This window comes from Actinophytocola oryzae (genome assembly GCF_004364325.1).
In the GTDB taxonomy this organism is placed as follows: Bacteria; Actinomycetota; Actinomycetes; order Mycobacteriales; family Pseudonocardiaceae; genus Actinophytocola; species Actinophytocola oryzae.
The window spans coordinates 117503-134513 of the sequence record NZ_SOCP01000026.1; the positions used below are offsets into that span (position 1 = coordinate 117503).

At 70.0% G+C, this 17011-nt stretch carries 21 protein-coding genes; 11 read left to right on the forward strand and 10 right to left on the reverse strand.

The window, feature by feature from the left end; translation table 11 throughout:
- Positions 1 to 72 precede the first annotated feature (72 nt).
- The 3 genes from CLV71_RS43655 to CLV71_RS43665 all read left to right on the forward strand — a co-directional run bounded on the left by CLV71_RS43655 (position 73) and on the right by CLV71_RS43665 (position 1771).
- Complete coding sequence (locus CLV71_RS43655) at positions 73 to 558, forward strand: hypothetical protein (RefSeq protein ID WP_133908855.1); 486 nt, start codon at positions 73 to 75, stop codon at positions 556 to 558.
- A 65-nt stretch (positions 559 to 623) separates the two neighbouring features.
- Entirely contained in the window at positions 624 to 1373 is a 750-nt protein-coding gene (locus CLV71_RS43660; RefSeq protein ID WP_133908856.1) for an SDR family NAD(P)-dependent oxidoreductase, read from the forward strand.
- Positions 1370 to 1771 carry an acyl-CoA thioesterase gene (locus CLV71_RS43665; protein ID WP_133908857.1) on the forward strand — a complete coding sequence of 134 codons (402 nt, stop codon included), beginning with the start codon at positions 1370 to 1372 and terminating at the stop codon, positions 1769 to 1771. The genes CLV71_RS43660 and CLV71_RS43665 overlap by 4 nt, the downstream gene beginning before the upstream one ends.
- Here CLV71_RS43665 and CLV71_RS43670 read toward each other — a convergent pair.
- On the reverse strand, positions 1754 to 2290 hold the full coding sequence (locus CLV71_RS43670) for a GNAT family N-acetyltransferase (RefSeq protein ID WP_166664497.1): 537 nt from the start codon (positions 2288 to 2290) through the stop codon (positions 1754 to 1756). The two genes, CLV71_RS43665 and CLV71_RS43670, sit on opposite strands and share 18 nt — an antisense overlap.
- 112 nt (positions 2291 to 2402) lie before the next feature.
- Here CLV71_RS43670 and CLV71_RS48965 point away from each other — a divergent pair, with 112 nt between their 5' ends.
- Entirely contained in the window at positions 2403 to 3230 is an 828-nt protein-coding gene (locus tag CLV71_RS48965; RefSeq protein WP_208298015.1) for a hypothetical protein, read from the forward strand.
- Between the two features lie 88 nt (positions 3231 to 3318).
- On the opposite strand, the gene CLV71_RS43680 is transcribed toward CLV71_RS48965, so the two are convergent.
- Together CLV71_RS43680 and CLV71_RS43685 are read right to left on the reverse strand one after the other, a co-directional pair.
- On the reverse strand, positions 3319 to 4119 hold the full coding sequence (locus tag CLV71_RS43680) for an Fpg/Nei family DNA glycosylase (RefSeq protein WP_133908859.1): 801 nt from the start codon (positions 4117 to 4119) through the stop codon (positions 3319 to 3321).
- Complete coding sequence (locus CLV71_RS43685) at positions 4119 to 4589, reverse strand: ribose-5-phosphate isomerase (protein WP_208298016.1); 471 nt, start codon at positions 4587 to 4589, stop codon at positions 4119 to 4121. Before CLV71_RS43685 ends, CLV71_RS43680 begins: the two co-directional genes overlap by 1 nt.
- A 27-nt stretch (positions 4590 to 4616) precedes the next feature.
- Here CLV71_RS43685 and CLV71_RS43690 point away from each other — a divergent pair, with 27 nt between their 5' ends.
- On the forward strand, positions 4617 to 5390 hold the full coding sequence (locus tag CLV71_RS43690; RefSeq protein ID WP_243867375.1) for a 2-phosphosulfolactate phosphatase: 774 nt from the start codon (positions 4617 to 4619) through the stop codon (positions 5388 to 5390).
- A gap of 115 nt (positions 5391 to 5505) precedes the next feature.
- Positions 5506 to 6204, forward strand: a complete 699-nt coding sequence (locus CLV71_RS43695) for an MBL fold metallo-hydrolase (RefSeq protein WP_133908862.1) — start codon at positions 5506 to 5508, stop codon at positions 6202 to 6204.
- Here the strand turns inward: CLV71_RS43695 and CLV71_RS43700 are convergent.
- Both CLV71_RS43700 and CLV71_RS43705 read right to left on the reverse strand, forming a co-directional pair.
- Positions 6201 to 7622, reverse strand: a complete 1422-nt coding sequence (locus tag CLV71_RS43700; protein WP_133908863.1) for an aldehyde dehydrogenase family protein — start codon at positions 7620 to 7622, stop codon at positions 6201 to 6203. The genes CLV71_RS43695 and CLV71_RS43700 overlap by 4 nt on opposite strands.
- A 63-nt stretch (positions 7623 to 7685) precedes the next feature.
- The gene (locus tag CLV71_RS43705) at positions 7686 to 8300 is read right to left on the reverse strand and encodes a DsbA family oxidoreductase (protein ID WP_133908864.1); all 615 of its coding nucleotides are present in this window, start codon (positions 8298 to 8300) and stop codon (positions 7686 to 7688) included.
- Positions 8301 to 8416: 116 nt separating this feature from the next.
- Between CLV71_RS43705 and pepN the strand changes: the two genes are divergently transcribed.
- Positions 8417 to 10978, forward strand: a complete 2562-nt coding sequence (pepN, locus tag CLV71_RS43710) for an aminopeptidase N (protein WP_133908865.1) — start codon at positions 8417 to 8419, stop codon at positions 10976 to 10978.
- 59 nt (positions 10979 to 11037) lie between these two features.
- Here pepN and CLV71_RS43715 read toward each other — a convergent pair whose 3' ends face one another.
- The gene (locus CLV71_RS43715; RefSeq protein WP_133908866.1) at positions 11038 to 11535 is read right to left on the reverse strand and encodes a DUF5130 family protein; all 498 of its coding nucleotides are present in this window, start codon (positions 11533 to 11535) and stop codon (positions 11038 to 11040) included.
- On the reverse strand, positions 11522 to 11764 hold the full coding sequence (ctaJ, locus tag CLV71_RS43720; protein WP_133908867.1) for an aa3-type cytochrome oxidase subunit CtaJ: 243 nt from the start codon (positions 11762 to 11764) through the stop codon (positions 11522 to 11524). The genes CLV71_RS43715 and ctaJ overlap by 14 nt, the downstream gene beginning before the upstream one ends.
- Before the next feature lie 291 nt (positions 11765 to 12055).
- On the opposite strand from ctaJ, the gene CLV71_RS43725 reads away from it, so the two are divergent.
- Positions 12056 to 12334 carry a hypothetical protein gene (locus CLV71_RS43725; protein ID WP_133908868.1) on the forward strand — a complete coding sequence of 93 codons (279 nt, stop codon included), beginning with the start codon at positions 12056 to 12058 and terminating at the stop codon, positions 12332 to 12334.
- Positions 12335 to 12353: 19 nt separating this feature from the next.
- On the opposite strand, the gene CLV71_RS43730 is transcribed toward CLV71_RS43725, so the two are convergent.
- Positions 12354 to 12992, reverse strand: a complete 639-nt coding sequence (locus tag CLV71_RS43730) for an HNH endonuclease (protein WP_208298017.1) — start codon at positions 12990 to 12992, stop codon at positions 12354 to 12356.
- A 133-nt stretch (positions 12993 to 13125) separates the two neighbouring features.
- Positions 13126 to 13575, reverse strand: coding sequence for a hypothetical protein (locus tag CLV71_RS43735; protein ID WP_208298018.1), 450 nt, complete (start codon positions 13573 to 13575; stop codon positions 13126 to 13128).
- A 115-nt stretch (positions 13576 to 13690) separates the two neighbouring features.
- Here CLV71_RS43735 and CLV71_RS43740 point away from each other — a divergent pair, with 115 nt between their 5' ends.
- The 3 genes from CLV71_RS43740 to CLV71_RS43750 are packed head-to-tail and all read left to right on the forward strand — an operon-like array spanning position 13691 to position 16679.
- Positions 13691 to 14656 (forward strand): mechanosensitive ion channel family protein, encoded by a 966-nt coding sequence (locus tag CLV71_RS43740; RefSeq protein ID WP_243867382.1) that lies wholly within the window; start codon positions 13691 to 13693, stop codon positions 14654 to 14656.
- A gap of 7 nt (positions 14657 to 14663) precedes the next feature.
- Entirely contained in the window at positions 14664 to 15065 is a 402-nt protein-coding gene (locus CLV71_RS43745; RefSeq protein ID WP_133908895.1) for a globin, read from the forward strand.
- A gap of 54 nt (positions 15066 to 15119) precedes the next feature.
- Complete coding sequence (locus tag CLV71_RS43750) at positions 15120 to 16679, forward strand: glycoside hydrolase family 13 protein (protein ID WP_133908871.1); 1560 nt, start codon at positions 15120 to 15122, stop codon at positions 16677 to 16679.
- On the opposite strand, the gene CLV71_RS43755 is transcribed toward CLV71_RS43750, so the two are convergent.
- Complete coding sequence (locus CLV71_RS43755; RefSeq protein WP_133908872.1) at positions 16676 to 16987, reverse strand: hypothetical protein; 312 nt, start codon at positions 16985 to 16987, stop codon at positions 16676 to 16678. The genes CLV71_RS43750 and CLV71_RS43755 overlap by 4 nt on opposite strands.
- Positions 16988 to 17011: the final 24 nt, after the last annotated feature.

The window sequence follows — 17011 nt, forward strand, 5'->3', positions numbered from 1 at the left end:
GTTACATCTTTGTTCTCGAAGATGGTCCTGGACGAGTGATACGCGCTCTCGTCTACAAGCGACACCTTCACCATGAACCAGCTACCGCAAGAATTTCAGCAGTCGTTCTATCCGGAGGCTGCGCCTTCCAGGAGTCGGCGTTGGCCGTGGGTCGTCGCTATTGTTGTTGCTGTTGGGGCTGTCGTCGGGGTCACTCTTGCTTTGACCCAGCAGCGCGGCGACACGACGCCTGGGACGGTCTTCGGGGTTGCTGCCCCGCCGGTCGACAAGGGCACCGAGCTTCGGCGGGTGTTCACGGAATGTCACAGTGGTGACCTCGATGACGACGACCACACCCTCGTCATCGACAGCCTGGGCGAGGAGCCTGGGTCTGGGTCAGTTGACCTGGCCGGGCTTGCCTGTCTTCTCGACGGGCTGGACACACCCCAGTCCGTTGTCGCGAAGATGAACAACACCCGCGCCCTGGACGGGATGGTGTCCGCGTCCTGGGGTGAGTTCGACGCTTCCTGGACCTACCACCCCGACAACGGGCTTGACGTGATCATCACGCAGAGTTGACCGAAGCACTGCGTTCCGCGAGGTGGGGCGCGGTTCGGCCTGCCTGTGCCGACTACCATCCGGGCATGGAACTTCGTGGACGGCGTGTGCTCGTTACTGGGGCTACCGGGCCGCTGGGCCAGGCCGTTGTGCGGCGGTTGGCTGATGAGGGGTGCCAACTCGTGGTTACCGGCCGGCGGGGCGACGTGCTGGATGTTCTCGCTCGGGACGTCTCGGGGCACGCGATCGTTGCCGACCTGGCTGTGCGGAGTGACATCGATCGGCTTGTCGGCGAGTGTGGGGACGTTGACGTGTTCGTCGCCGGGGCTGGGGTCGCCGGGGTTGGGGAGTTGACCGATCACTCGCTCGAGCAGCTCGATCGGGTGATCGAGGTCAATCTTCGGGCGCCTCTTGCTCTTGCTCGGATGCTTGGGGAGCGGATGGTCGCTCGTGGAGGCGGGCATGTTGTGTTCGTCTCATCCCTTGTCGGCAAGAGTGCTGCTGCCGGTGCTCCCCTTGCCGACGCCACCCGGTTCGGGGTTCGTGGGTTTGCTCTTGGGCTTCGGCAGGACTGGGTTGGGCTTGGGGTTGGTGTCTCCTGTGTGAACACCGGCCCCATTGGTGAGCCTGACCTGGGTAGGGACGGGGTTGCCCTGCCTGCTGGGTTTCGGCCTCGTGTGCCTGCTGACGTTGCTGCCGCGGTCGTCAAGGCTGTGCGCAACGATCGGGCCGAAGTGGACGTTGCCGATCCCGTCATGCGGGCCGGGGTCGTGTTCGGGCAGGTTGCGCCTCAGGTGGCCGCTCGGCTCGCCCGGTTGGCCGGGGGTGAGCGGTGAGCGTCTTCGTCCATCGGTTACGGGTTCGGTACAGCGAGTGTGACCAGCAGGGAGTCGTGTTCAACGGGCACTATCTCTTCTACTACGACGTCGCCCTCAACGAGCTCTGGCGCGATCGGATCGGCGCCTACCACGAGATGGTTCAGCGTGGGGTTGACGTCGTCGTCGCCGAGGCCACCATTCGGTACCGTGCCGCCGCTCGGTTCGACGACGAGCTTGACATCGCCATGGCTGTCAAGCATCTCGGGACCACCAGCCTCGTCGTCACGCCCTCGTTCCGGGTCGGGGACCGGCTCATCGCTGACGGGGAGATCCGGCACGTCTTCGTGGATCCTGCCACGCTCGTCCCCAAGGCCATGCCGGACGACATCCGGGCTGGACTATCTGGTAGCGCGTAGGTACTCGACCTCCAGTACCGGTCTGCCGTCGCCGAAGTCGTGTTCTCGTCTTCGCTCCGTCTGTTCGAAGCCGAAGGACTCGTAGAAGTGTCTTGCTCGGTTGGCGCCTGTCATCGTCCATGCCTTCGCTCGGCGGAACCTCGCCTCGCGTAGCTGGTCCCAGGCCGCGTCCATCAGCGTCCACGCCACACCTGTGCCCCAGACGCTGGGGTGGGCGTACAGGTCGTAGATCTCCGCGTCCGGCATGCCTTCCGGATGTGGGCCGAAGTAGACGAAGGCCACGACCCGGTGGCCGCGTTCGGCCACCAGGAGCGTGTTCCTCGCGTACTGGCGTGTCTTCATCACCTCTGGCCAGCAGGTTCTTCGGTCCTCGACCAGCTTCGCCAGCCAGCGGCCGTCGACCAGGTCCCTGTGGGCCACGCGCCAGGCCTCTGCGTGGACCTCGCCCACTGCGGCAGCGTCGTCGGTCGTGGCGTCGCGTACCAGCAGTGGTGCGTCGACTCCTCTCGGCAACACCATGGTCGACACCATAGGTCAGACCACTCCTGTGCGACAGCGTTACTCCGGAACTCACGGCGTAGCGTCCCCGTTGTCCGGGTAAGTGCATTTTCTTTCGGAAGGTGTGTGTGGGATGGCCGGGACGATCATCGTCGTGGTGCTGGTGCTCGCCGTCGTGGCACTTGGCGCGACCTACATGAAGAACTCGGCCACCGCCAAGCAGCAGCGGCTCGAGGACGCCAAAGCCGACGCCCGCCGTTGGGTGGAGCGTCTCGGCGGCCAGGTCATGAACCTGGACGGCACCAACGAGGCGTCCAAGCAGGCCCTCGCCGACGCGTCCGAGCGGTACAACGCGGCAGGCTCGCAGATGGAGCAGGCGACCACGGCCGAGCAGGCTCGGCTCGTCAAGGACACCGCGATGGAGGGGCTGTACTACGTGCGCGCCGCACGGCTCGCCATGGGGCTCGACCCTGGGCCCGACCTGCCGGACGACGCCGGCCGGGAGCGTGCGGGCAAGGTCACCGAGGACCGTCGGGTCAACGTCGAGGGTCGCGACTTCCAGGCCTCGCCCAACCCGGGTGACGGCACGCCCTACTACTACCCCGGCGGTCGAGTCGCCGGGCGGCCGGTGCCGCAGGGCTGGTACAGCGAGCCGTGGTGGAAGCCCGCGCTCGTCGCCGGCGCCTGGGGGCTCGGTTCGGCGTTCCTGTTCAGCGCCATGTTCAGCGGTATGTACGGCATCCCGGACTCGCAGGCATGGGAGTCCGGATACGACGCCGGTCAGGCCGACGCCATGGACAACGGGGGCGATGGCGGCGGGGACTACGGCGATGGTGGCGGTGACGGTGGTGGCGACTACGGCGGGGATTACGGCGGCGACTACGGCGGCGGTGGCGACTGGGGCGGTGGCGGGGACTTCGGCGGCGGAGACTTCGGGGGCGGCGACTTCGGCGGCTTCTGACCGGCCGCCAACGTAATGAAGGACTCCTTCGTGACGCCCTGTGACACGAAGGAGTCCTTCATGTCACAGGGGGCGGGTCAGGGCGGGCTCAGGCTTGGCAGGTTGGGCACCAGTACAGGTTGCGGGCCGCCAGCTCCGCCTTGCGGACCGGGGTGCCGCAGATCAGGCACGGCTGGTCCGTGCGGCGGTAGACGTAGACCTCGCCGCCGTGGCGGTCCACTCGCGGGGCCCTGCCGGTCACGTGCGGCAGGTGCTCGTCGCGGACCGTGTCGATCCGGCCCTTCTTCACGCCGTCCTTCATCAGGCCCACCAGGTCGGTCCACATCGCCGACCACTGCGCCTCGGTGACCGACGTGCCCAGGGTCCGCGGGTTCACCCGGTGGCGGAACAGCAGCTCCGCCCGGTACACGTTGCCCACCCCGGCCAGCACCTTCTGCTCCATCAGCAGGGCCGCCACCGGCAGCTTCGACCTCGTGATCCTCGTGTAGGCCGCCGCCGGGTCCGCGTTGCGGCGCAACGGGTCCGGGCCGAGCCTGGCCAGCAGCTCCGCACGTTCCGCCGCGTTCAGCACCTCACAGCGGGTGGGACCCCGGAGATCGGTCCAGTGGGTCTCGCCCACCATCCGCATCCTCACCTGGCCGACCGGCAGCGTCGGCGGCAGCGGGGCGTCGGTGAACGTGCCGTACAGGCCCAGGTGCACGTGGACGATCGCGTCCGGCGCGTACACGTGGAACAGGTGCTTTCCGTACGCCTCCGCCCTCGTCAGCACCCGGCCGTCCACGAGCGCCGCCGGGAACCGGCCCTGCGGGCTCGACACCCGCACAGGACGCTTGCCGTAGTACTTCTGGTGCAGCCGCGCCAGGCGATGGAGTGTGTGTCCCTCGGGCATCAGGCAGGCAGGGCGGGCGGCGTGCCCGTGCGCTCGTAGTCGACCAGCATCCGGATACGCCTGGCGTGCCGTTCGTCGCCGGAGAACGGGGTGGCGAGGAACGTGTCCACGATCGCCGTGCCCTCCTCCAGCGTGTGCATCCGGCCGCCCACGGCCACCACCTGTGCGTCGTTGTGGGCCCGGCCCAGCTGTGCCGTCTCCAGGTTGTAGGCCAGGGCCGCCCGGATGCCGGGGACCTTGTTGGCCGCGATCTGCTCCCCGTTGCCGGAGCCGCCGATCACCACGCCGAGGCTGCCCTCGTCCGCCAGTACCCGGCGGGCTGTTTCCACGCAGTAGGGCGGGTAGTCGTCCATCGCGTCGTAGGCCGCGGGGCCCACGTCGACGACGTCGTGACCAGCCGCGGTCAGGTGCTTGACCAGATGCGCCTTCAGCTCGAAGCCGGCGTGGTCGGAACCCAGGTAGACACGCACGTCGCGCATTCTGCCAGTTCTGGAAGCATGTGCCCGGTGACGGTCTTCGAACAGGACGGATTCGACCTTCGTGTCGAGTGGGGCCTGGACGGTGTGCACGCGCTCGGTCCCCACTGCGCGGTGCTGGTCATCGTCGACGTACTGGTCTTCACCACCACCGTGGACGTGGCCGTCAGTCAGGGGGCGCGAGTACTGCCGCTGCCCTGGCGGGACGAACGCGCGGCCGAGGCGGCCGCCGCCGCGGGCGCCACGCTCACCCCGACCGGCCTGACCTACCAGGACGACGTGCCCACCGCGTCGGACACGAAGGGCTGGACGCTGCGGCCCTCCTCGCTCGACGGTCGCGTGCCTGCCGGGACCTTCCTCGGCATCACCTCGGCCAACGGCGCCCACCTCTCCGCCGCCGCGGCCGGCTCGGGCGCCACCGTGCTCGCCGGCTGCCTGCGCAACGCCTCCGCCGTGGCCGCCAGGGCTGTCGAGCTGGCCGGGGACCGTCCCATCGGGGTGATACCCGCCGGGGAACGGTGGCGGACCGACGGCCTGCCCCTGCGGCCCGCGATCGAGGACTACCTCGGCGCGGGCGCGATCGTGGCGGCGATCACCGGGCGGGTCGCGCCGTCACCGGAGGCGACGCTGGCGTCGCTCGCCTACCGGGCGGCCCCTGTCCGGGCGCTGCTGGCCGACGCCATCTCCGGGCGGGAGCTGGCGGGTGCCGGGGTGGCCACCGACGTCGCGCTCGCGTCAGTGGTGGACGTCAGCGACACTGTGCCTGTCCTGAAGGCGGGTGTATACCAAGCATGAGCGGAGCCTGCGGAGCGGATCATCGCTGTTCACGCCGCTGCGGAGCCCGCGCGGGGCGGCGGTGGAGCGGAGCCTGCGGAGCGTTCCGACGCCACGGAGCGGGTGAGGCGGCGGCATGAGTGGGCGATGGATCGAGGTCGGCGACGGCGTGTTCGCGCGCCGGTACGTCGAGCTGGACCAGACGCTCGGGCTCGTCGTGGGCGACACGCACTGCCTCGTCATCGACACCGGCACCGACGAGGTGCACGGGGCGTCGATGGCGGCAGCGGTGCGGTTCGTCACGCCGCTGCCCTGGACGGTGGTCATCACACACGCCCACTTCGACCACTTCTTCGGCACCAAGGCGTTCCTGCCCGCCTCGGTGATCGCACACGAGCGGTGCCGGGCGGAGATCCTCGCGGGCGGTGACCTGCAGCGCCGCGCGTGGGCGGCGCGGTTCCGGTCCGAGGGCAAGGCCGAGCAGGCCGAACGGCTCGCGACGGCCAAGCTCGTGGCGCCGATGGAGGTGATCACGTCGTCGGTGCAGCTCGACCTGGGCGGACGCGCGGTCACGCTCGTCCACCCGGGCCCTGCGCACACCGACCACGACGTGTTCGTGCACGTCCCGGACGTCGACGTGGTGTTCGCGGGCGACCTCGTCGAGCAGGGCGCGCCGCCGTCCGTGGGGCCCGACGCGCACGCGTCCGACTGGCCCGCTGCACTCGACGCGATCCTCGACCTGAACCCCGAGATCGTCGTGCCCGGGCATGGCGATCCCGTCGACGCCGACTTCGTGCGAAGACAGCGCGACGAGATCGCCAGGGGCGTCTTCTAGGCCTGCACCGACTTCAGCTCGGTGAACTCCTCGAGGCCGTACCGGCCGAACTCGCGGCCGTTGCCGGACTGCTTGAAGCCGCCGAACGGGGCCGCCGTGTTGAACGCGGCGCCGTTGATGTCCACCTGACCGGCCCGCAGCTTCCCGGCCACCGAACGGGCGCGGTCGACGTCCGCGCCGAAGACGGCCGCAGCCAGCCCGTACTGGGTACCGTTGGCGATGCGGATGGCGTCGGCCTCGTCCTCGTAGGGCATGACCACCAGGACCGGGCCGAAGATCTCCTCCTGCGCGATGGTCATGTCCGGCGTGACGTCGCCGAAGACGGTCGGGCGGACGAAGTAGCCGACACCGTCGACCGGCTCGGGGCCACCGGCGGCGAGCGTGGCGCCCTCCTCGACACCCTTCCTGATGTACTCCACGACCCGGTCGCGCTGCGCGGCCGAGACCGACGGGCCGATCCTGGTCGACTCCTGCGACGGGTCGCCGGGCACGTACTTCGCGGCGGCGGCCGCCGCGACCTCGACGGCCTCGTCGTGGCGGCCGACCGGGACGAGCAGCCTGGTCAGCGCACTGCACGCCTGGCCGTTGTTCATGAAGCAGTTGGCCACGGTGATCTTGACGGCGCGCGAGAGGTCGGCGTCGTCCAGCACGACCGACGCGGACTTGCCGCCAAGCTCCAGCGCGACCTTCTTGACCGTCTCGGCACCCACCGCGGCCACGCGGCGGCCCGCTCGGGTGGAGCCGGTGAACGACACCATGTCGACGAGCGGGTGCGCGGCCAGCGCCTCGCCGACGACCGGGCCCGTGCCGTGGACCATGTTGAACACGCCCGGGGGCAGGTCGGCCTCGGCGATGATCTGGGCCAGCAGGGCCGCGGTCAGCGGCGCGACCTCGCTGGGCTTGAGCACGACCGTGTTGCCCGCGACCAGCGCTGGCGTCACCTTCGCGACCATCTGCTGCAGCGGGAAGTTCCACGGCGTGATGGCCGCGACGACGCCGATCGGCTCACGCACGATCGTCGAGTTGCCGACCGTGACCGGGTCGAACGCACCGGCCTCGACCTCGGCGAGCACCCCCTCAGTGATGCCCACCGGGTTCACGACCTGCACCTTCGACGCGAACACGATGGGTGTGCCCACCTCGGCGACGATCGTCTCCGCCAGCTCGCCTGCACGCGCCTTGAGCCCGTCGTTGATCCGCCGGACCGCCGCGACGCGGTCGCCCAGCGGGGTGGCGGCCCACGCCTCGAAGGCCGACGCGGCGGCACGTACCGCCGCGTCGGCGTCCTCCGGCGTGCCTGCGGGGACCGATGCGATGACCTCCTCCGTCGCCGGGTTGACGACGTCGATGCGCTCGCCCGCATCGTCGGTGAACGTGCCGTTGACGAAGTGGGCGGTGCTGACGGTGGGGGCGGCCATCGGTCCTCCGTAGATGTGACGCGCTCGGGGAATTCGGCTCCCAGCCTGTCACATCACGAGGACTCAGTCGAAGGACAGCTCGCCGGTCCTGGTCCGCTTCAGTTCGAAGAAGTTGGAGAAGCTCGCGAGGGCGACCGTGCCGTCGAACACCTTCAGGGCGTCCTCGCCACGCGGGATCGAGTTCAGCACCGGGCCGAAGAACGCGACGCCGTCGACGTGGATGGTCGGCGTGCCGACGTCCATGCCCACCGGGTCCATGCCCTCGTGGTGGCTCTTGCGGAGGTCCTCGTCATATTCACTCGAATGGGCGGCTTCCGCCAACTCCGCGGGCAGCCCGACCTCGGCGAGGGACTCCTTGATGACCACGTCGAAGTCCTTGTTGCCCTGGTTGTGGATGCGTGTGCCCATGGCGGTGTACAGGTCGCGCAGGACGTCGGCGCCGTGCTGCTGGGCGGCGGCGATGGCCACGCGGACCGGGCCCCACGCCCTGGTCATGGCCTGCTTGTACTCCTCGGGCAGGTCGCGGCCCTCGTTGAGCACCGCGAGGCTCATCACACGGAAGTGCAGGTCCACGTCACGCTGCTTCTCGACCTCGAGGATCCACCTGGAGGTGATCCAGGCGAACGGGCACATCGGGTCGAAATAGAAGTCGATCTTCGGTTTGCTGGGAGCAGTCATATCCCTGCCAACCGAGGAGTTGTTCCCGTTCTTCCCTCCTGACGGGTCAAACCGAGCCGTTGGGTGATTGGATGCGATGAACAGGATTGTCAGTACGAACAAGCTTGAGGTGACCAGTGGCTCCGCCCAACCTGACGCGTGACGAAGCACAACAGCGCGCCGCGCTGCTCGACGTGGCGTCCTACGACGTTGAGCTCGACCTCACGGACGGCGGCGGCAAGCCCGGCGACACCACCTTCCGTTCGACGACGACCGTCCGGTTCGCCAGCCGGGAGGCCGCGGCGGACACGTGGGTCGACCTGGTCGCCGCGTCCGTGGAGAGCGCGACGTTGAACGGCACGCCGCTCGACCTGTCCGGCTACCGGGAGGACAGGGGCATCGCGCTGCCGTCGGTCGCGGAGCAGAACGAGCTGACCGTCGACGCGACCTGCCGGTACATGAACACCGGCGAGGGCCTGCACCGGTTCGTCGACCCGGTGGACGGCGGCGTCTACCTGTACACGCAGTTCGAGACGGCCGACGCGAAGCGCATGTTCACCTGCTTCGACCAGCCCGACCTCAAGGCCACCTTCCGGTTCACGGTCATCGCGCCGGAGGACTGGAAGGTCATGTCCAACGCGCCGATCGAGTCGAGCGAGCAGCTGGACTCCGGCGCGGTGCGGCACGTGTTCGAGACCACGAAGCCGATGTCGACCTACGTGACCGCGCTGGTCGCCGGGCCCTACGCGGAGTGGCTCGACGAGTACTCCGACCAGCACTCGACCATCCCGCTCGGCATCTACTGCCGCGCCTCGCTCGCCGAGCACATGGACGCCGAGCGCCTGTTCACCCAGACCAAGCAGGGCTTCGACTTCTACCACCGCAGCTTCGGGGTGCCCTACCCGTTCGGCAAGTACGACCAGTGCTTCGTGCCGGAGTTCAACGCGGGCGCCATGGAGAACGCGGGCTGCGTGACGTTCCTCGAGGACTACGTCTTCCGCAGCAGGGTCACCCGCTACGCCTACGAGCGGCGCTGCGAGACCGTGCTGCACGAGATGGCGCACATGTGGTTCGGCGACCTGGTCACCATGCGCTGGTGGAACGACCTGTGGCTGAACGAGTCGTTCGCCACGTTCGCGAGCGTGCTGGCCCAGGCAGGCGCGACCGAGTACGAGCACGCGTGGACCAGCTTCGCGAACATCGAGAAGTCGTGGGCCTACCGGCAGGACCAGCTGCCCTCGACACACCCGGTGGCCGCCGACATCCCGGACCTGCAGGCGGTCGAGGTCAACTTCGACGGCATCACCTACGCCAAGGGCGCCTCGGTGCTCAAGCAGCTCGTCGCGTACGTGGGGCAGGACCACTTCCTGTCCGGGCTGCGGGTGTACTTCGCGAAGCACGCCTGGGGCAACGCCACGCTGGCCGACCTGCTCGCCGCGCTGGAGGAGGCGTCGGGGCGGGACCTGTCGTGGTGGAGCGCGCAGTGGCTGGAGACGACCGGCCTGAACGCCCTGCGGCCCGTGTACACGGTCGGCGATGACGGCAGGTTCACGGCCTTCGCGATCACCCAGGGCGGTGCGAAGCCGGGTGCCGGTGAGCTGCGCACGCACCGGGTCGCCGTCGGCGTGTACGACGACCAGGACGGCAGGCTCGTGCGCACGCACCGCGTCGAGCTGGACGTGTCCGGCCAGGAGACGCCCGTGCCGGAGCTCGTCGGCGTGTCGCGCGGCAAGCTCGTGCTGGTCAACGACGACGACCTGAGCTACTGCACCATGCGGCTCGACCCGGACTCGCTCACGACGCTCGTGGACCGGATCGGTGACATCGACGAGCCGCTGCCCCGCACGCTGTGCTGGTCGGCGGCGTGGGAGATGACCCGCGAGGCCGAGCTGAAGGCCCGGGACTTCGTGAAGCTGGTGTGCCACGGGCTGCCTGCCGAGACCGAGGTCGGCGTCGTGCAGCGGCTGCTGCTGCAGGCACAGACGGCGATCAACTCCTACGCCGACCCCGCGTGGGTGCCCGAGGGCTGGCGGCTCCTGGCCGACCGGCTGCTCGAGCTGGCGGCGGACCCGGCGACGGAGTCCGACCAGCAGCTGGCGATGGTGAACGCGCTGACCGGTGCGGTGCTGGAGGCCGACCAGGTCGCGGTCCTGCGTGGCTGGCTGGACGGCTCGACGCCGCTCGAGGGCCTGGTCGTGGACACCGACCTGCGGTGGCGCCTGATGCAGGCGCTGGTCGCCCACGACGCCGCCACCGACGACGAGGTCGACGCGACGCTGGCGGAGGATCCGACGGCGACCGGGCGGCGGCAGGCGGAGCGGACGCGTGCGCTACGGCCCGCCGAGGAGGTCAAGGCGGAGGCGTGGCGGCGGGCCGTGCACGACGACGAGCTGCCGAACGCGATCAACGAGGCGATCATCTCGGGGTTCTCGCACCCGTCGCAGAAGGCGCTGCTGACGCCGTACGTGGCGCGTTACTTCGCGGACGTCGCCGACGTGTGGGCGCGGCGGTCGAGTGAGCGGGCCCAGCCGGTGGCGCTCGGGCTGTACCCGTCGTGGTCGGTGACCGAGGAGACCGTCGCGGCGTCGGACGAGTGGCTCGCCGACGAGTCGCACCCGCCGGCACTGCGCCGCCTGGTCACCGAGGGGCGCGCGGGCATCCTGCGTGCGCTGGCGGCACGCGCGTTCGACGGCCAGTAGGACAGACGTGGAAGCGCCGCGCTCCCGACGGGGGCGCGGCGCTTCTGGCGTCTGTGGTCCTAGTGCTTCGTGCCCGCCTGGTCGGTCAGCATGCGCAGGCCGCTCACGATGCCACCCGTCAGGTCGCCCTCCTTGAAGGACGCGACCATGCTCATGACGGCCAGGTTGCACGCGCGGTCGGGCAGGCGGCGCGACGACTCGGCACCGGTCACGATCTCGACCTTGCGCTGTCCCGGCGACACGGCGAGCAGCACCGCGGTCGCGGGGGTCTCGCCGGACTCGGCGTGGAGGGACTCGGCCGTCGCTCGGGTGTCCTCGCCCAGGTCGCCGAGGTAGACGCTGAAGCCGAGGCCCGTGGTGCGGGCGGACAGCGTCAGGGCCTCGTCGAGGCGGGCGAGCTGCACCGGGCTGAACGGCAGCTCCGGCCTGGCCCGCCGGTGCTCACTGGCGACCGAGATGCGGCCGCTCGTGGTCACCACGGCGGCGTGGCCGTGTTCGACGTCCTCGTCGATCACGTCGCCCGGCGTGCGGTGCAGTACGACCTCACCAGCTGCCACGTGCACCTCCCTTGGCCGTGCCGCGGGACTTGCCGCCGCCGGTGGGTACGGCGGAGGCGTCGGCCCCTGCCGGGTTGGCGGTCCACCAGACCGCCGGGTAGTCCCACGACTGTCCCGGCCGGTACCTCGGCGCCCGCGCGACCTTGTCCCGCAGGGTCAGCAGAGCTACCAGGCCGTAGATGGCCAGCGGGATCACCGCGTAGACGAGAATGGTCTGCACGACACTCACGGTCGACACAGTACCGAGCACCCTGCGGGTACGGACACTCGGCCAAGTGAAGATCACCTCCCGTGACCGCTACTGCGAGGCCGGTAGTCACGTTGGGCCGTGCGCGGGCGTCCGTTTCATGCGGTTGGTCGAAAACGCGGGATCGAACGGCGGTATCTCACGCACCGACATCGCATCGTCACGCTTCATGTCTTGTCGACTACAGTTTCAGGCCATAGGTTTCACCTGTACGGCCCTTGCGGTTCCCTTCCCCGGCACTCTCCGTGCCTGTATCGCCGAGGAGTTCCCGTCATGCAGACCGACACCCCGACGGTCATCACCCATTCGGACGAGCTGGCCCTACTCGGCACCCGCGTGACGCGCGGCACCCGGGTCACCGCCGGCACGCGGGTCACCCGAGGCACCAGGGTTACCAGGGGCACGCGGGTGACCGCGGGCACCCGGGTCACGCGCGGCACGAGGGTCACGAGAGGTACCCGGGTCACCGCCGGCACGCGCGTCACGCGCGGTACGCGGGTCACCCGAGGCACGCGCGTCACCGCCACCGGTACGCGGGTCACCGCGTCCTGAGTCGCGGCGAGCCGGTCGCTCAGGCGGCCGGCTCTCCAAGGTAGGGCAGCCACTGCGGGTCGGTCTCCACGACGCCGGCGAGCAGCCGCCAGTGCATCCCACGTGGCGCTCTCGGCACGACCCGCAGCCGCCAGCCCAGCTCGGACAGCAGCTTGTCGGCCTTGCGGTGGTTGCACCTCACGCAGCAGGCCACGCAGTTCTGCCAGGTGTGCTCGCCACCGCGACTGCGGGGGATGACGTGGTCGATCGTCTCGGCACGGCTGCCGCAGTACGCGCAGCGGTGCCGGTCGCGGTGCATGAGCCCGGCACGCGTGAGCGGCACCCGCGCGCGGTACGGGACGCGCACGTAGGTCGCGAGGCGGATCACCGAGGGCACCACGACGGCGTCGCTGGCGGAGTGCAGCTCGATGCCGCTCGGGTCGCCGTGCACGACCTCGGCCTTGCCACACACCACGAGCACGACGGCGCGCCGCAGCGGGAGCGCGGTCAGCGGCTCGAAGGTGGTGTTGAGCAGGAGGACCCGGCGCTTGCCCCACGGCGGGGCACCACTCGCCGGCTCGGGTGCGCCGTCATCCGATGAATCGGCTTGCGGACGCAGGCTGGTCCGCGACGCCGGCCCTCGGGCGGCGCCGATCGGAGTCGGATGTCGGTCGGGCACGCGACCACCTCCACCGGTGCTGGCAAGCCATAGCAGATCACACATCACCCCCTGAACGCACGTGTGTTGTGTAACGTGTCCGGCCACTGTGGTGGATCGGTTATCAAACTGACCACCGGCGGTCACCCTTCCTTCACCGTTGTCGCTGGGTACGGGCCCTTTCGGCGATGCGGTCCAGCCATTCGGCCATCAGCGCGCGTTCGGGCTCGGTCAGGGCGGCGGTCTCCGACAGCAGGGCACGGAGCGTGACCGCCGCGGCGGCCGGCCCCGGCTCGGGCGCGGCCGGGGCGTCCGTGGTGATGGCGGCGAGGACGGCCTCGCGGGCGGTGACCGACAGGTCCGGGTCGGCCTTCGGGTCGCCGATCAGCGTGAGGGTCACGCCGCGGCCCGCCGCGTGGAGCACCGCCATCGCGCGCTCCTCGGGCACCCGCAGCCTGCCCGCCTCCGCGACGCGGTGGATGCGCTCGGCCAGCATCGCGAAGGCCGCCTCGGCCGCCGGGCTGCGTGGCTCGGGCGGCTGCTCGACCGCCCGGCGACTCCGCTCGTGGACATTCTCACGGGGGCGGCCATGTGAGGAACGCAACTGCGTGCGTCGTCTTCGCTGCCCAGGGTTTCCTTGTGGGGTCAGGAGATTTCGATCACCGGGGGCGTTCGCGGGCGCCCTTCGCACCGCCGTTATGGTCGGGCACGTGACCGATTTGGACTCGCTGTCCATCGAGCCGCCGGCCTGTGACACGGGTGACAACTGGTGTAATGCCGTCTACAACCTGACCGGCAAACACTGGCTCGCCGCGTCCGCCGACTGGCTCGTGGCCAAGCCGCTGACGATTCTGCTCATCCTGCTCGTCGCGTTCGTCGTGCGGGCGATCATCCGACGGTTGATCGACCGGCTCTCCAGGGTCAACGGTGGGAGCAAGCTCCCTGCTCTGCTGCGGCCACTGCGGGAGCGGGCGCCGCAGACCCTCGGCACGATCCTGTCCGAACGCCGTGCGCTGCGGGCGAAGACGATCGGGTCGGTGTTCAAGTCGATCGCGTCGCTGGTCGTGTTCGGGACCGCGTTCATGATGATCCTCGCCGAGCTGGGTGTGAACCTCGCGCCCGTGCTGGCCTCGGCAGGGATCCTCGGCGTGGCCATCGGGTTCGGTGCGCAGAACGTCGTGAAGGACTTCCTGTCCGGCGTGTTCATGATGCTGGAGGACCAGTACGGCGTCGGTGACGTGGTGGACGTCGGTGAGGCGTCCGGCACGGTCGAGGCCGTCGGGTTGCGGATCACCACGATGCGGGACGTGAACGGGACCGTCTGGTACGTGCGCAACGGGGAGATCCTGCGGGTCGGCAACTCGAGCCAGGGGTTCGCGGTCGCGGTCGTGGACGTGCCGATCGGGTACGGCGCGGACGTGGAGCAGGCCACCGACATCATCGCGCGGGTCGCGAGCGACGTGACCGACAAGGAACCGGTCTCCAACGACGTGCTCGAGCCGCCGGAGGTGCTGGGCGTCGAGCGGGTGTCCGCGGCGGAGGGCATCATGTTGCGGCTCACCGTCAAGGTCAGGCCGGGGCGGCAGTGGGCCGTGCAGCGCTCGCTGCGGGCGCGGATCGTCGCTGCGTTCGAGGACGCCGGCATCCAGGGACCGCTCGTCCGCGGGTTCCCGTCCGGTGAGTGATGGCAGGATGGACGGCGTGGCGACACCTGAGGAAGTGACCAGTTTCTACGACGCCGTCGGCGGCGAGGAGAAGTTCCACCGCATCGTCGGCCGCTTCTACGAGGAGGTCGCGAAGGACGAGGTGCTGCGCCCGCTGTACCCGGAGGAGGACCTCGGCCCCGCGGAGGTGCGCCTGCGGATGTTCCTGATGCAGTACTGGGGCGGCCCGCACACCTACTCCGACCAGCGCGGGCACCCTCGGCTACGGATGCGGCACGCTCCGTTCGCCATTGGGCCGATCGAACGCGACGCCTGGCTGCGATGCATGCGAATAGCGGTAGACGAGGCCGAGTTGTCCGACGACCATCGTCGCCAACTGTGGGGGTACCTGGAGATGGCCGCCAACAGTCTGATGAACAGCTGGACGTAGTTCGCGCGGCGCCGTCTGTCAGCGCCTCGGCGAGGACAGGCAAGGCGGTCGATCGTGCGGGTAGCCGGGGAGAACTCCGACTGGTGGCGGGACGCGACCTTCTACCAGGTCTACGTGCGCTCCTTCGCCGACTCGGACGGTGACGGCGTCGGTGACCTCGACGGCATCCGTGAACGTCTCGGCTATCTGGAGCTGCTCGGCGTCGACGCGCTGTGGCTGACCCCGTTCTTCCGCTCCCCCATGGCCGACCACGGCTACGACGTGTCGGACCCGCGTGACGTCGACCCGCTGTTCGGCGACCTCGCGGCGTTCGACCGGCTCGTCGCGGAGGCGCACCACGCCGGTATCCGGGTCACGATCGACCTGGTGCCCAACCACACCAGTGACCAGCACGTCTGGTTCCAGGAGGCGCTCGCCGACCGGCTCGGCGGCTCCCGAGACCGGTACATCTTCCGGCCGGGCCGCGACGACGGACCGCCGAACAACTGGATCAGCATCTTCGGCGGGTCCGCGTGGACGCGGCTGGACGACGGCGACTGGTACCTGCACCTGTTCGACGCGCGGCAGCCGGACCTGAACTGGGCGCACCCGGACGTGCGGGCGGACTACGAGCGCACGCTGCGGTTCTGGCTGGACCGCGGTGTGGACGGGTTCCGCATCGACGTCGCGCACGGCATGGCCAAGCCGGTCGATCTGCCGGACATGGACCTGCGTGCGGGCAACCGGATCGGCCAGCACGACCTGTTCGACCCCCGCTTCGACGACGACGGCGTGCACGACATCCACCGCCTCACCCGCCGGGTCCTCGACGAGTACCCGGGCACGATGGCCGTCGGCGAGATCTGGGTGACCGACAGCGAGCGGCTGGCCCTGTACCTGCGGCCGGACGAGCTGCACCTCGGCTTCAACTTCCGCCTCACGCTGGCCCGCTACGACGCGGTCGAGCTGCGCACAGCCATCGACGCGTCGCTGGACACGGCCGCGCTGGCGGGGGTGCAGCCGACGTGGACCCTGTCCAACCACGACGTCGTCCGCGAGGCCACCCGCTACGGCGACGGCCCGCTCGGCGCGCAACGCGCCAGGGCCATGGCGCTCGTCGAGCTGGGCCTGCCCGGCGTCGTGTACCTGTACAACGGCGCCGAGCTGGGTCTCCCGAACGTCACGGTCCCCGACTGGGCCATCCAGGACCCGAAGTTCTTCCGCTCCGGCGGCCAGATCCGCGGCCGTGACGGCTGCCGCGTGCCACTGCCATGGGAGGGCGAGGAGCCCCCTTTCGGGTTCTCGCCAGGCGCGAACCCGTGGCTCCCGATGCCGCCGGAGTGGGCCAAGCTGACCGTCGAGCACCAGCTCGAGGACGCCGACTCGACGCTTTCCCTGTACCGGCAGGCCATCGAGCTGCGCAGGACCCATCCGGCCTTCACCGGCGACGAGCTGGAGTGGTACGGCGCCCCCGCTGGCTGCTTCGCCTACCGGCGCAAGGGCGGCGGCCTCATCTGCGTCCTCAACGCGTCCGACACCCCGGTCCCGCTGCCCGCGGGTGAGATCCTGCTGTCGAGCGGGCCGCTCACCGACCGCCGCCTGCCGCCGAACACGGCCGCCTGGCTGGCCCGTTAGAGGCCGCTGCCCGCCTCGCCGAAGTCACCACCCGCGTCGAAGCCACCGTCGTCGCGTGAGATGTCGGTGTCCGCGTCGTCGTCCGACAACGCGGCCCCCGCCGCGAACGCCGCGGTCGAGCCGACGCCCCACGCGACGTTGCGGAGGGCGTTCGCGCGCCGCTCCTTGGCCGTCAGGGGCGCGAGCGGGTCGGCCGGGTGCTGGACGTGCCTCGGCCGCGCCGGGCCGTCCTCCGGCTCCCTGCCGTCCCACTCGTCGTGCTTGGGCACCGTCTCGTCGAGGAAACGGCGTGCGGGGTCCTCTGTCACCCGGCCATGGAACCACAGAAACGG

What these genes read in the sequence shown, in the direction of transcription:
- CLV71_RS43655 (WP_133908855.1), top strand. Translation starts at nt 73, where the DNA reads ATGAACCAGCTACCGCAAGAATTTCAGCAGTCGTTCTATCCGGAGGCT.
- CLV71_RS43660 (WP_133908856.1), top strand. Translation starts at nt 624, where the DNA reads ATGGAACTTCGTGGACGGCGTGTGCTCGTTACTGGGGCTACCGGGCCG.
- CLV71_RS43670 (WP_166664497.1), bottom strand. Translation starts at nt 2,290, where the DNA reads ATGGTGTTGCCGAGAGGAGTCGACGCACCACTGCTGGTACGCGACGCC.
- CLV71_RS48965 (WP_208298015.1), top strand. Translation starts at nt 2,403, where the DNA reads ATGGCCGGGACGATCATCGTCGTGGTGCTGGTGCTCGCCGTCGTGGCA.
- CLV71_RS43680 (WP_133908859.1), bottom strand. Translation starts at nt 4,119, where the DNA reads ATGCCCGAGGGACACACACTCCATCGCCTGGCGCGGCTGCACCAGAAG.
- CLV71_RS43690 (WP_243867375.1), top strand. Translation starts at nt 4,617, where the DNA reads ATGTGCCCGGTGACGGTCTTCGAACAGGACGGATTCGACCTTCGTGTC.
- CLV71_RS43695 (WP_133908862.1), top strand. Translation starts at nt 5,506, where the DNA reads ATGAGTGGGCGATGGATCGAGGTCGGCGACGGCGTGTTCGCGCGCCGG.
- CLV71_RS43700 (WP_133908863.1), bottom strand. Translation starts at nt 7,622, where the DNA reads ATGGCCGCCCCCACCGTCAGCACCGCCCACTTCGTCAACGGCACGTTC.
- CLV71_RS43705 (WP_133908864.1), bottom strand. Translation starts at nt 8,300, where the DNA reads ATGACTGCTCCCAGCAAACCGAAGATCGACTTCTATTTCGACCCGATG.
- CLV71_RS43725 (WP_133908868.1), top strand. Translation starts at nt 12,056, where the DNA reads ATGCAGACCGACACCCCGACGGTCATCACCCATTCGGACGAGCTGGCC.
- CLV71_RS43745 (WP_133908895.1), top strand. Translation starts at nt 14,664, where the DNA reads ATGGACGGCGTGGCGACACCTGAGGAAGTGACCAGTTTCTACGACGCC.